Source organism: Bifidobacterium sp. ESL0800 (assembly GCF_029395355.1).
Classification (GTDB): domain Bacteria; phylum Actinomycetota; class Actinomycetes; order Actinomycetales; family Bifidobacteriaceae; genus Bifidobacterium.
Map to the genome: position 1 here is coordinate 1,235,607 of NZ_CP113913.1, position 12,858 is coordinate 1,248,464.

General features: G+C 58.7%; 10 protein-coding genes. 6 read left to right on the forward strand and 4 right to left on the reverse strand.

The genetic code is table 11. The features are described from left to right. Positions 1-273: 273 nt before the first annotated feature. Both OZX75_RS05000 and OZX75_RS05005 read right to left on the reverse strand, forming a co-directional pair. Entirely contained in the window at positions 274-1,170 is an 897-nt protein-coding gene (locus OZX75_RS05000; RefSeq protein ID WP_277145582.1) for an SPFH domain-containing protein, read from the reverse strand. A gap of 247 nt (positions 1,171-1,417) precedes the next feature. Continuing rightward, positions 1,418-2,320: a fluoride efflux transporter FluC gene (locus OZX75_RS05005; RefSeq protein ID WP_277145583.1), complete on the reverse strand. Its 903-nt coding sequence runs from the start codon at positions 2,318-2,320 to the stop codon at positions 1,418-1,420. Positions 2,321-2,763: 443 nt separating this feature from the next. On the opposite strand from OZX75_RS05005, the gene OZX75_RS05010 reads away from it, so the two are divergent. Further along, positions 2,764-4,176 carry an FAD-dependent oxidoreductase gene (locus tag OZX75_RS05010; protein WP_277145584.1) on the forward strand — a complete coding sequence of 471 codons (1,413 nt, stop codon included), beginning with the start codon at positions 2,764-2,766 and terminating at the stop codon, positions 4,174-4,176. Positions 4,177-4,449: 273 nt separating this feature from the next. Here OZX75_RS05010 and OZX75_RS05015 read toward each other — a convergent pair whose 3' ends face one another. Then, positions 4,450-7,335, reverse strand: coding sequence for an ABC transporter ATP-binding protein/permease (locus OZX75_RS05015; RefSeq protein ID WP_277145585.1), 2,886 nt, complete (start codon positions 7,333-7,335; stop codon positions 4,450-4,452). A gap of 101 nt (positions 7,336-7,436) precedes the next feature. Here OZX75_RS05015 and OZX75_RS05020 point away from each other — a divergent pair, with 101 nt between their 5' ends. The 5 genes from OZX75_RS05020 to OZX75_RS05040 all read left to right on the forward strand — a co-directional run bounded on the left by OZX75_RS05020 (position 7,437) and on the right by OZX75_RS05040 (position 11,386). Further along, entirely contained in the window at positions 7,437-7,622 is a 186-nt protein-coding gene (locus OZX75_RS05020) for a hypothetical protein (RefSeq protein WP_277145586.1), read from the forward strand. A gap of 94 nt (positions 7,623-7,716) precedes the next feature. Then, the gene (locus tag OZX75_RS05025) at positions 7,717-8,883 is read left to right on the forward strand and encodes an ABC transporter ATP-binding protein (RefSeq protein ID WP_277145587.1); all 1,167 of its coding nucleotides are present in this window, start codon (positions 7,717-7,719) and stop codon (positions 8,881-8,883) included. Further along, the gene (locus tag OZX75_RS05030) at positions 8,883-9,650 is read left to right on the forward strand and encodes an ABC transporter permease (RefSeq protein ID WP_277145588.1); all 768 of its coding nucleotides are present in this window, start codon (positions 8,883-8,885) and stop codon (positions 9,648-9,650) included. The genes OZX75_RS05025 and OZX75_RS05030 overlap by 1 nt, the downstream gene beginning before the upstream one ends. Positions 9,651-9,731: 81 nt before the next feature. Next, entirely contained in the window at positions 9,732-10,460 is a 729-nt protein-coding gene (locus OZX75_RS05035) for a TetR/AcrR family transcriptional regulator (RefSeq protein WP_277145589.1), read from the forward strand. A 296-nt stretch (positions 10,461-10,756) separates the two neighbouring features. Next, positions 10,757-11,386 (forward strand): NAD(P)-dependent oxidoreductase, encoded by a 630-nt coding sequence (locus tag OZX75_RS05040; RefSeq protein ID WP_277145590.1) that lies wholly within the window; start codon positions 10,757-10,759, stop codon positions 11,384-11,386. 141 nt (positions 11,387-11,527) lie between these two features. Here OZX75_RS05040 and OZX75_RS05045 read toward each other — a convergent pair whose 3' ends face one another. Continuing rightward, positions 11,528-12,841 (reverse strand): acyltransferase family protein, encoded by a 1,314-nt coding sequence (locus tag OZX75_RS05045; RefSeq protein ID WP_525930226.1) that lies wholly within the window; start codon positions 12,839-12,841, stop codon positions 11,528-11,530. Between the last annotated feature and the right edge of the window lie 17 nt (positions 12,842-12,858).

A 12,858-nucleotide genomic window follows, 5' to 3' on the forward strand; every position in this document is an offset into this window, starting at 1 on the left:
ACATGCAAACCTGCCGGAAAACGGACTGCCGCAGCAGCGCACATGCAGTTTTCCCAGCACCGCTATGTTCAACAATTGGCAGCATAAGCGTTGGGCGGACTCCACAGATGAGTGAGGAATCCGCCCAACGTAATGACACGACGTTGTGCCTAGGCCAATTGTCCAAATATCTGGACATCTTGACCAATATTGTCCATTATAGTAAACAAATTGTGACTCCGCTCACAAATCAGCAAAATTGTGGACCTTGTCGCGAACCTTGCCGATCCGTCTCTACTTCGCCTCGTTGGAGGTGACCATGGCCTTGGTGACCTCGTCGAAGAGCTGCTGGTAGCCGCCGGGTGTGGAGGCAGGAAGCACCACCGTCTTGGCATTGCCGGATTCGCTCAGCGAGCGCATCACGTCGAGGTACTGGTTGAAGAGCACCACATTGTTGACGTCGGCGATGTTCATGCCCACGGCCTGCAGGCTCTTGATCTGGTCGACGATGCCGTTGGCGATCTCGCGGCGGTAGTTGGCCTGGCCCTCGCCCTGCAGACGGGTCTTTTCGGCGTCGGCGGTGGCCTGCGTCTCGATCTGGATGCGCTGGGCATCGGCGCGCTGGCGGGTGGCTTCCTTCTCGCGCTGGGCGGCGTTGATGGAATCCATCGCGGTCTTGACCGCAGGGCTCGGGTCGATGGCGGTGATCAGCGTCTTGACGACGGTGAAACCGAACTTCGCCATCTCGCCGCCCACCGTCTTCTGCACGTCGGCGGCCACGTCGTCCTTCTTGGCGAACGCGTCGTCGAGCGAGAGCGCGGGGATGGCGCTACGCAACGCGTCCTCGACGTAGCTGCGCAGCTGGCCGGCCGGATCGCGCAGCTCGTAGTATGCGGTGGCCACGTTGTTGGGATCGACACGGAACTGCGTGGAGGCGACGACGGTGACAAAGACGTTGTCGAGCGTCTTGGTCTCGAGTTTGACGTTCAGCTGGTTGACGCGCATGTTGGTCTTGGTGGCGATGCGGTCGACGAACGGAATCTTGAGATGAATACCGGCCAATTGCACCTTCAGGAACTTGCCGAAACGCTCGATGACATACGCCTGCTGCTGCGGCACCACGAAAATACCGGCGATGATGAGCGCGATGATGATTACCAGAACGACAATCAGGAAGATAAGTCCTACCATGATTTTCCTTTCCAACCCTTAACCTTCACAACAACACAAGCAATGCCGCCACCACGTCATCGGTCATGTGGCACCCTTTAGTCAAGCGTACCAGAACCCCTAAGGGCCTTGCGTATGGATAGCCCATGAGGCAGAAAGACCAATATTGAAAAGTCGACGGATTGCGCGTCAAAAGAAAATTCCATACCACATCTCCGGCCATGACAGCGGCGCGGAGCCGAAATCGAAACCTTACCTCATCCGCAACCTAGACCAGCATGCCAAGCAGCAGAAGCCCCAGGCTTACGGCCATCATGCCGGCCGTGTGGATGAAAGCCCAACCCGGTTTGCCGCCGAGTATCAGCTTCGCCCCTTCCACGCTGGCGGTGCTGAACGTCGAATAACCTCCAAGGAGCCCCGACGCAAGAAGATATTGCACCGTCGACGATCCGGTATTTCTCGCGCACCAACCGGTCACCAGGCCCATCGCGAGGCTCGCGGTAAGGTTGACGGCAATCGTGCCGCAGGGAAGGGGAAGACGGATATGGCTGTTGACCCACGCATCGACGCCGTAGCGCGCAAAAGCACCCAGGCCGCCGAGCAGCGAGGCCACAACCAACAGAACCAGCGCGCCGCCTTCCCGCCAATGACTCCAATCGGACAACAGCGCCAAAAGGACAAAACAGAAGAAGATGATGAAAGCGACCGTCATCAATGGGCGGCGATCGGGTTCTGCCGAGTCGCTGAATTCGACAGGCTGCGATGCGTTGATCCTGACGCGGCGTTTGCCAAAGACTTCGCCGATCTTCAACCCCAACATCGCGCACAAAAGACCGAAGATTATGCTGCCCAGCAGATACGACATGGCAACGCCCAAATGTCCGCCATTGACACGCTTCGCGACTTCAAGCATAAACGTGCTATACGTGGTGTACCCGCCGATCAGGCCGGTGCCGAGGCCAAGTCTCGTCATCTTCCATGTTCCGATATCCGCACCAAGACGGGACATATACGCCGTGACAAATCCGAGGAAGGCAGCCCCGGAAAGATTGATGCCCATCGTCATCGAAGGCCAGGCTGCATCGACAGGCGGCATCGCGCCCAAAGCCAAGCGGACCAAGGAACCGCAGGCCCCTCCCACAACAAGGCTTATCGCGATCATGGCAGACATTGCATTGACAGTTTTCGCCTTACCGCCCATGCTCACCCCCTCTCATACCCTCGACACTGCGTCCGGAGTCGATGGGTGCATGCGTGAACATCGGTGAGCCGAAAGCATCATTCATGGTCCCCCAAAAAGTATCTCGGCAAGCCGACAATCGACGTCATACATACAGCAGTCGGCAAATGTCATAATACATAAAATTTCGGTATGCGCTTCTTGCGAGGAACGATATGTAAAAATTCGACATTTATCGTGGGCCATCGCAAAATACTTGCCGTTATCGTATTTCAAGGTATGAATTCGGCTGAGAAATCAAACTTAAAACGTTTTAACCAATCCATAACCGCAACGAAACCGTCGAGTCTTTTAGGTATTATATTTGAAAAGGACAAGCATCACCCTTTTGTGAAGTAATACAGGGTTCCTGGAAATCGTCAAAGGGAGTTTTCATGACTACAGTCGCCGTCATTGGTTGCACGCACGCCGGAACGTTTGCCGCCACTTCCATTCTTCGTAACCATCCCGACTGGACGGTAGACGTATTCGAAAAGAACGACACCGTCTCCTTCCTCTCCTGCGGCATCGCCCTGTGGGTGGGCAACCACGTCAGCAGCACGGAAAAGATGTTCTATACCTCGCCCCAAGAGCTTGAAAAGGCCGGTGCGCACATGCACATGCGTCATGAGGTCAACGACATCAACGTCAAAGGCAAAAAACTCGAAGCCACCGATCTCGAAACCGGCAAATCCAAGCAATACCGCTTCGACAAACTCGTCATCACCACCGGGTCCTCCCCCGCCACACCGTTCATCCAAGGCCTGCGCGAAGCATTGGACAACGGCCAGGCGATGCTGTGCAAAGACTACAACGACGGAAAGCGCATCGTCGAACGCACGAAGAGCATCAAGTCGGTCGTGGTGGTCGGTGCCGGATATATCGGCTGCGAGCTCGCCGAACAGCTGAGCACCCGCGGCATCAAGGTCACGCTGGTCGACGCCCTGCCGCATGTACTCGACAACAACTACGACGAAAACGTCACCGATCAGGCCGAGGCGGCATTCAAGGACCACGGCGTCACCTTGGCCATGAATCAGAAGGTTGTCGCTTTCCGTCCCGAGTTCGGCAGCGACGGCGTTGAATCCAGGGTCACCGTCGTCACCGAACTCGGGGAATATACCGCTGATCTGGCCGTCTTGGGGGCCGGTTTCGTGCCGAACACGAGCCTCGTCTCCGCCCAGCTGCGCACGCTTGGCTACGGTGCCATCATCGTCGACAAATATATGCGTGCCGCCACCCCCGAAAACGACATCCTCGATGACGTCTTCGCCGCCGGCGACTGCGCGACTGTGCATTACAACCCGACAAACACCGACGAATATCGTCCCCTGGCCACCAACGCCATCCGCGAAGCGTCGCTGATCGGAGAAAACATCGAAGAGCCCACCAAGGAATACGCCGGCACACAGGCTACCAGCGCCATCCAGCTCTATGATCTGTCGATGTCTTCCAGCGGGATGACCCTCGATTTGGCCAATCGGCGTCATATCGAGGCGGAGGCTGTGACCATAGAGGAAAACTACCGTCCGGAATTCATGCTTTCCACCACTCCCGTCATCGCAACCATCGTTTACGAACGCGCCACCGGTCGCATTCTCGGAGCCCAGTTTGCAGCGAAGCATGACATCTCAATGGCCGCGAACCTTATCTCCGTGGCAATCCAAGCAGGATTCACCGTTGACCAGCTGGCGGGTACCGACATGCTCTTCCAGCCCAACTTCGACAAGCCGGTCAACTTCGTCAGCTCCCTGGCCATGACCGCCGCAGCCAAGCGCAGCGGTGAGCTCCAGGCCGGCAAACGCTAGTCCGGCGTCACAATACCAACGAGACATTCGGCCCCGCCCACAAGACCTGACTTGCTGGCGGGGCCGAACTGTTGGTAAGGGATGTAGAGACACTCACAGAATCAGAGCCGAAATCGTGACTATCTCCGCGAATCCGTATGAGATACAGAGATAATCACAGAATCAGGGCGAATAATGTGATTATCTCTGCAGATTCGTGCGAGATGCAGAGATAATCACAGAAAACGGCACATTTTCGTGATTATCTCTGCACGGACGCCGATGCCAGCCGAACTACTCGGTGCGCAACGCTGTGGCTGGGTCCTGCTTGGCGGCCTTGCGCGACGGGATGAGCCCGCCGATCAAGGTGAGGACTACCGACAGGACGATGAGCACAATCGCACCGGTCAGCGGCAGCGCGGCGTTGACCTGGTCGGTGCCCATGAAGTGGTGCATCACCGCGTTGCCCGGCACGATCAATATCAGTGTGACCACAATGCCGATCACCCCGGCGCACAGGCCGATGATGCCCGTCTCGGCGTTGAAGACCGTGGAGACGTTGTGCTTGGAAGCGCCCATCGCGCGCAGGATGCCGATCTCCTTGGTGCGCTCGAGCACCGAGATGTAGGTGATGATGCCGATCATGATCGAGGAGACCACCAGCGAGACCGCGACGAAGGCGATCAGCACGTAGGTGATGACGTTGATGATGGTGGTCACCGAGTTCATCATCAGGCCCGCATAATCGGTGTAGACGATGCGGTCCTTTTTCTTCGCGCCGTCGTTGTAGCGCTTGATGGCGTCCTCGATATCGTTCTTGGCGTCGAAGCTGTCGGCGTAGATCTTGATGGAGCTCGGGGCGTCGCGGCCGATGACGCCGAAATCGGCGAGATTGCCGGAGTAGGTGCCGGTGGAGACGTATTGGTTGTATATCGAGACCAGAACATTTTCGGGGGCCGTGGCGAGATAGTTGCTGAAGGCCTGCGCCACCTGCTGCTCGCCCATGCCGGAAATCGCCTCCTGCGGATTGCTGGCCACGGCGGCATTGCCGGCGGCGGCCGCAGCGGCATTACGCTGCCGGGTGACGTCGGCGGACTGGTCGGCACTCGCCGCTCCCATGCCGCCGGGCGCCTGGGTCATCAGCGTCTTGGCCATGTTCGCCTGGTCCGAGACGGGCAGCGAGGCGACGTAGGCCTTGGCGTTGGCGGCCTTCGTCGCGTCGTCGGAAGGCGCAAAGGTCATGCCGTTCAAGATGTTGTGGGTGCGATCGGCCTTCTGTGCGGCCACGATCTCACTGGATTTCGCGTGGTCGATCAGCTGGTCGGTGAGCATGCGCGTGTAACCGATTCCCGGCGCCAACGGCGTGGTCTTGGCATTGGCATCGGCACGGATGACACCTACGACCTTGAGTTTCACCGCGGACCCGGAGTCCATGAGCTTGCCGATCTGGTCGGCGTCGTTGCCCACATATTTGTAATGGCCGTCCGCGCCCTTGACATACTGGTCGGCTGCGGGCAGCAAGGTCAACGACTGGTTCATCGCCTTGGAATAGTCGATGCGCTTGGTGTCGGTCTTGACCTTTTCGCCGCTGTTGAGCCGGTTCATCATGTCGTTGTAGTCGGCTGAAGGAAGCAGGCCGAGCTCGTAGACCTGGGTCAGCGGGATCTGGTTGTTCTTGTCGAGTACGAGGACCACCTGGTCGCTTGACTTGGGCCAGTGGCCTTTGACCATCCGGTAGTTGTCGCGGATCACCGAGCTGATGGGCTGCTTGTCGGCGTGCTCGCCGGGCATGATCTCGGCGAAGGCATCGGGGGCCTTGTTGGCGTCGGTTTTGCCGGTCAGCATCGCCATCTGTTTGGATTGCAGGTTCGAGATATCACCGGAGGACGAGTTGAGCCCGGCGATGGTGCTGGCCGCGCTCTGCATGCCCTGTGCCCCGCCGACTTTCACTCCGCTGACGTCAACGAGCGTGTCCTTGGAATCGTGGGTGAATACCGAGAATTTGGGGGCGTAGGAATATTGGATGCCGACGTCACCGACATACTTGCGCACGTCGTTGCCCGGCTTGTCAAGATATTGCTTGAAGGGGCTCAGATTATTGCTGGTGATGCCGGAGGTCATCGACGAGGCGCCTTTGATGCTGGAATCGTCGGGATAGATGCCGTTGCGGCTCTTGCCCGACTCGTTCTTCTTGGCATCGGCGCTGGCCTGGGCGGTGTTCATGATCTTGTTCATGTCGAAGGTCTGCTCGTTGATCTCGATGGGGTACGAGGTCAGCGTCTCCTTCTGGATGTCGGCGATATACCGGTTCACGCCTGTGGAGACGGAGAGGATCAGCGCGATGCCGATGATGCCGATCGAGCCGGCGAAGGAGGTCAGGATCGTACGGGCTTTCTTGCTCTTGAGGTTGTTGAAGCTCAGGGCCACCGCGGTGGCGAAGGACATCGAGGCCTTACCCATCGTGCGGTGGACGGCCGGCTTCTCGTCCGCCATTTCTTCGGCTTCGACGGGGCGTGAATCACCACGAATCACACCGTCCTTGAGTTCGACAATACGGTTGGCGTATTGATGGGCGAGGTCGGGGTTATGGGTGACCATGACGACCAAGCGGTCCTGCGCCACTTCCTTCAGAAGGTCCATGATCTGCACGGACGTCTCGGAATCGAGCGCTCCCGTAGGCTCGTCGGCGAGAACGATGCTCGGGTCGTTGACCAACGCACGGGCGATGGCCACGCGCTGCATCTGACCGCCGGAAAGCTGGTTTGGTTTCTTGTTGATATGCTCGCCCAGGCCGACCTTTTCCAAGGCTTCTTTGGCACGCCTGCGACGCTCGACGCGGGAGACGCCGGAAATCGTCAGGGCCAGCTCGACGTTGGAGAGGATGGTCTGGTGCGGAATGAGGTTGTAGCTCTGGAAGACGAAGCCGACCGTGTGGTTGCGATAGGAGTCCCAGTCTCGGTCCTTGTATTTTCTGGTCGACGTTCCGTTGATCACCAAATCGCCGTCGTCGTAGCGGTCAAGTCCGCCGATGATGTTCAGCAGGGTGGTCTTGCCGGAACCGGACGGGCCCAGAATGGCGACGAACTCGTTGTCGCGCAGGGTCAGGCTCACGTGGTCGAGCGCCTTCTGAATGAAATCACCGGTCTTGTATTGCTTGCTGATGTCTTTGATCTGTAGCACGAATTCCCGCCGCCTCTATGTATGTGCGTGTCTTCACCCCACCGCACGTCGTCCTGCCACTTTACCCCGACGCACGGCCCGGTTCGCCGTCGGCGAGCGGTATGGAGAAATTGCGCCGCCGCGTCGAAAAGCAGGAAAACCACGTGCGGAATCTGCTTTTGAACGCGCTGAGTCAATGCGATGCGTCAAAAAGCAGCGTTATCACCCTTGCAATCTGCTTTTTGACGCAATCACACACTTCCCTGCGTCGAAAAGCAGAGAAAGGCGGCGCGGCTGCCGCTTTTTGACGCGATGAGTCCGATATCGCTCACACAGAGCACCCGATTATCGCCGTGAGCGAACAGAGCCGCCCTCGTTGTGAACAATGTTAACATCGTTTATGTGAACGCTGTTAACATCAGACAGGGCGACACCGAACATGGTCTCGCGATCGACTGTCATCATCTGAAGAAATCATTCGGCGACCATCAAGTGCTCAAAGGCATCGATCTTGCGCTCCCCTACGGCTCGATGCTCGGGTTGCTGGGACGCAACGGCGCCGGCAAATCGACGCTTATCTCGATCCTGACCGGCCTGAGCCGGCAGAGTTCGGGGCGGGCGACGGTCTGCGGCATCGACGTCAAGCACTCGAAATCCGGCGAACTCGGACACGCTGTCGGGCTGGCTCCGCAGCAACTGGGCCTCTACCCGCAGCTGACCGCCATGCAGAATCTCGTGAACTTCGGCATGCTGCAAGGATTGAGCGGAAAACGCGCCAAAGCCCGCGCAAGCGAACTGCTCGAGATCTTCTCCCTCGAATCTCAAGCCAAGCAAAAGGCATCCCGGCTTTCCGGCGGCCAACAACGCCGCCTGCATACCGCCATCGCTCTTGTACACCACCCACGCCTGTTGTTCCTCGATGAGCCGACCGTCGGCGCGGATATCGACGCCAGGGCCAGCATCTTTGAGGCTGTCAAAGCCATTGCGGCCGAAGGCACCGCCATCGTCTACACCAGTCATTATCTCGACGAGTTCGAACGACTCGGGGCCGACATCGCCTTCCTCGACGGCGGACAAATCGTCGAGAGCGGCACACAACGCGAAGTCATCGACCGGCACGCCGAAGCGGTGATCGAGGCGACGTTCGAAGGTGGCACACAACCAGACATACCCGGTTGGACAGTGGCTGACGCCCACCTGGAACGTCGGTATGGAAAGAGCGGCCCCGGCGAGGCGCTCGCCCAGCTGACAACCGTCTCCAACCGTCTTGGCCTGAGGCTGTCGGACGTGAAAGTCACTCGGGCCAGCCTTGAGAACGCCTACCATCACATCATCAGCGAGCCCGACAGCAAAGGTATCAACGATATTGCGGCTCAGATAAATACCGTCACCACAAGCAGCGAACCCAGCAAACCCACCGACTCCGAAATCCGCGATGAGGTCGTCACCGCATCCACCAAGAACGCCCCGAACGGGGCCGTAAAGGATTCCAGCGTCTCAGCCATGGCGCGCAACAGCGCTGATAACACCGCCAACAACCATACGCCAACCATGAAGGAGAACGACTGATGTCACTTCAACGCATTGGCGCCGCCACGCGCCTGAACCTCACCCTGCAGGCCCACGACCCGGCGGCCTTCCTCATCGACACCGCCGTGCCGATCATGCTCACCCCCTTCATGGTGCCGGGCATGAAGAACACCCTGCTGGCCGAAGGCTATCGCAACGTCAACGGCACCGAGCTGGCCGTGCCCGCCTTCGCCATCCTCTTCGCCTTCTTCACCGTGCAGTTCATCGTCGAGATGTTCTTCGACGAGCGCAAATGGGGCACGTGGGACCGGCTGCGCGTCTCGTCGACTCCGGTCGGGCAAGTCGTGGCCGGCAAGATTGTGGTGGCGCTGCTGATGGAGGTCGCCCAGTTCATCATCGTCGTCGCAGCGGCCGTGCCCATCGACGGCTATCGCATCCACGGCGACTTCTGGGCGCTGGCACTGACCGCGGCGGTGTTCCTGGTGATGGTCACGCTCTTCGGCGTCGCGATCACTCTCTTCGCCAACTCGCAGATGACGGCCATCTCCATCTCCGTGCTCATCGGCATGTTCGCCGCCTGCGTCGGCGGGGCCATCACCCCCGTGAGCACCTTCCCCGGCTGGGCCAAGCCCATAGCCAAGCTCTCGCCGATCTACTGGACCTTGAACGCCATCGAGCGCATCAGCCTCAAGGGCGCGCACGTCGGCGATACCCTCAAACCGACGGGCATCATCGTGGCCGTGAGCGTAGTATTGGCGTTGTTGGTGCTCATCGGATTCCACAGGCAGGCCAAAACAGACCGTTAGACAATGAGGCGTGTCCGTTGCCCGGCTCTCCGATTGGGCTTACCAGTATCGGAAGCCGGACAACGGATAAGCGGGGAGCATATGACAAGCAAAGCCGAAGCGGGAAAATCCAGCGCCAGCAAAGGCAGGGCCACGCTCAACCGCGAGACGCTTCTGAAAAACGCACTGGCCATCGTGGATGAGGACGGCCTTGACGGCCTGAGCCTTCGAGCACTGGGCAAGCGCATCGGCGTCTCCTACACGGCCCTGTACCGCCATCTGCCCGACAAAAATGCCCTTTTGAACGGCATCGCCGAACAGATCTGGCGAGAAACGCTTTCAGGAGTAAACAAGGATGCCGATTCCATCGCCCGAATAGGCGGTGATTGGCACGAATACATCCGTTATTATGCGCTGCATCTGCACACCACGTTGCTGCGCCACCCCAACGCCGCCGTTTTGGTGGCCACGCACCCGATCGACACCCTGGAGCAATATCAGCTCCTCGCCGAGGCCATCAAACCGTTCATACCCATACTTGCCGACGAAAATCAACCCACGGACTTGCTGGGCCTGATCCAAGGCGCCACCATCCTGACCACCGGTTATGTGCTGGCCGAGGCCGTCGCTCCCTTCGGCGACAGCGAACGATCCACCACCGACCCTTCGGACGCAACACGAGAAGAAGCCATGCGTCAATCCCCCGAACTGGCCATGCTGCTGGCGCCGCTATCTGATACCAGTACCCCATGGAGCATGCAAGCCGAATACCGCAAAGCCCTCGACGCGCTGATAGACGGTTGGAACGGCGCGGCAACACAACGACGCTGAATCCTTTGGTATTCCGGTAATCCGCAATACTGCATCTTCGACTGGCGGCATGCGACTTTCTCAATCAGCCGCTCGTTCGCCCCATGGCATATTCCGCCGCCAGCCAATGATGGCCCATTCGCGCGGCATTCCAACGCTGACACGAGGTATCTACTATCTCACGTGACCACAGGCCATGCGACATGACGATTGGCATTATAGTGAAAAGTAATGCCGCACATCCACGCGGCAACGAACGGAACGTAAGAGCCGTGGATGAGATCGACCCACCCACACATCGCAAACGAAGGAACCAAATGAGCAAGAACATTGCAGTAGTCGCCGCCAACGGCAAGGCCGGACAGCGCATCGTCGACGAAGCCGTCAATCGCGGCATGGACGTCACCGCCGTCGTGCGCGGCGAGAACAAGACCGACGCCCAGCACGCCATCATCAAGGATCTCTACGACCTGACCGCCGACGATCTCGCCGGATTCGACGCGGTGGTGAGCGCCTTCGGCATCTTCGACCCGGCGAAATTCGACGAATACAGCACCTCGCTCAAGCACTTGTCCGACATCCTCTCCGGCACCGACACGCGCCTTTTGGTGGTCGGCGGCGCAGGCAGCCTCTACACCAACAAGGAGCACACCGCCCAACTCTCGGATTCGTTCCCCGACAACATCAAGGGAGTGCCGCTGGCGATGGGCAAGGCGCTCGACGCTCTGCGCCGCCGCGACGACGTGCATTGGACCTACATCAGCCCCGCCGGCGATTTCCAGGCCGCAGGCCCGCGCACCGGCCACTACGTGCTCGCCGGCGAAGACTACACCACCGACGCGGACGGCAAGAGCGCCATCAGCTACGCCGACTACGCCATCGCCATGGTCGACGAGATCGAGTCCGACCATCCGCACGACCGCGAGCGCATCTCCGTGCGCTGGTAATCGGTAATTTATCAGGTCAAAAAGTGCGTTTAAGGTTTCCTAAAACGCACTTTTTCAATATGTCAGGTCAAAAAGTGCGTTTTGAGTCAGCTAAAACGCACTTTTTGACCTGAAACACGTTCAACCCACACACCGCAGGCCCTATCCTTTCACCACAGCCTGCTTTCTGCGCAGTGAAGGGAAGTAGACGGCATTGATAGCGGGGATGCGGTAGAGCACCAGCGCCATGACGGCAATCAGCACCGACTTGACGGCGAAAATGAGGAACGGCTCGGCCTGATAGCCGATAATCGGCTGGATCTTGGACATGATGGTGATCCAAGGCAGCACATCGTTTTCCAGCAGATGCGCGCAGAAAATCGCCAGCGTGTATCGCCCGATAAACGCCAATGCCCTGTTCAGGTATGGCAGCCAACGATCGACGAGTTGCGAGGCCCCGATGATGCACAACGAGCCGCATACCGATCCGACGATGGAGAGCAACGGGGTCTGCCCGTACACGTTGGTCGCCAAACCGAACGAGCTGAATTTCCATATCGCCAGGCCCCATACCGCCAGCGACGGCAGCCAGAGGACTGGCCAACGGCGGAAAAGCCCGATGACGTCAAACCGTTTCCCGAGACATCCCAAATACACGAACAACGACGCCGTCAGCCCCGCCTGCACGCTGAACGGCAGCCAGACATAACGGGACGACAGATATCCAAGCGCGAAGAATCCAATAATCCACAAAGGCGTGGCAGGCAAGCGGTAGGCGATATGCACGAGCAGATGGGCCCAGAACAGCGCCAGAAGGAACCAGATGGCCCCGATACTCCTGGACATCGCAATCAACTCGTTGCCGGTATTCGCACCTGAACCGTACAACGCCGCGAGCAGCCAGGTACCCGTGACATGGGCCGTATCGTGGTGCAGGGCCAAGGCAAGCACGGCGTGAAGAACCACCACCGCGGCGGCGGTCAGCGCATAGGTGAGCAACAGCTCACGGGATTCCTTGCGCCAGGCGAAGGGACGGTCGGCATGCATGAAATAGCCCGACAGTATGAAGAACAACGGCATATGGAATGAAAAACAGAATATATAGACCAGCCGGGCCGCACCGCTCATCGGCACGACCATCAGCACGCTATGGCCAAGGACCACGCATATCATGGCAATGCCTTTCGCAATGTCGAAATATCGTATTCTCGAGGCCATAGCCAATCTCCTGTGTCCAATCATCAACTGCCGCAAACAACCGTCTGCAGTATATCGTCGCCCCTTGCCTCCCTGCCAAATCCGCGACAGACGCATACTCCACTTCCAGACCGTGACGGCAGAGTCCACCGCTTGTCCAATGAAGCGCATAGCGTCTTGAGCTGTAAGTGCAGGGGAACCTGCGAGACCGTTTGACACGGGAGCGCAAGTTGAGACGAGCACAACGCTCGACCCTTGGAACCTGTTGGTTAATACCATCGTAGGGAGACGCGAAT

Excerpts from the sequence above, each read along its gene's own strand:
- OZX75_RS05000 (WP_277145582.1), bottom strand. The coding sequence starts at position 1,170 with ATGGTAGGACTTATCTTCCTGATTGTCGTTCTGGTAATCATCATCGCG.
- OZX75_RS05005 (WP_277145583.1), bottom strand. The coding sequence starts at position 2,320 with ATGTCTGCCATGATCGCGATAAGCCTTGTTGTGGGAGGGGCCTGCGGT.
- OZX75_RS05010 (WP_277145584.1), top strand. The coding sequence starts at position 2,764 with ATGACTACAGTCGCCGTCATTGGTTGCACGCACGCCGGAACGTTTGCC.
- OZX75_RS05020 (WP_277145586.1), top strand. The coding sequence starts at position 7,437 with ATGGAGAAATTGCGCCGCCGCGTCGAAAAGCAGGAAAACCACGTGCGG.
- OZX75_RS05030 (WP_277145588.1), top strand. The coding sequence starts at position 8,883 with ATGTCACTTCAACGCATTGGCGCCGCCACGCGCCTGAACCTCACCCTG.
- OZX75_RS05035 (WP_277145589.1), top strand. The coding sequence starts at position 9,732 with ATGACAAGCAAAGCCGAAGCGGGAAAATCCAGCGCCAGCAAAGGCAGG.
- OZX75_RS05040 (WP_277145590.1), top strand. The coding sequence starts at position 10,757 with ATGAGCAAGAACATTGCAGTAGTCGCCGCCAACGGCAAGGCCGGACAG.
- OZX75_RS05045 (WP_525930226.1), bottom strand. The coding sequence starts at position 12,841 with ATGGTATTAACCAACAGGTTCCAAGGGTCGAGCGTTGTGCTCGTCTCA.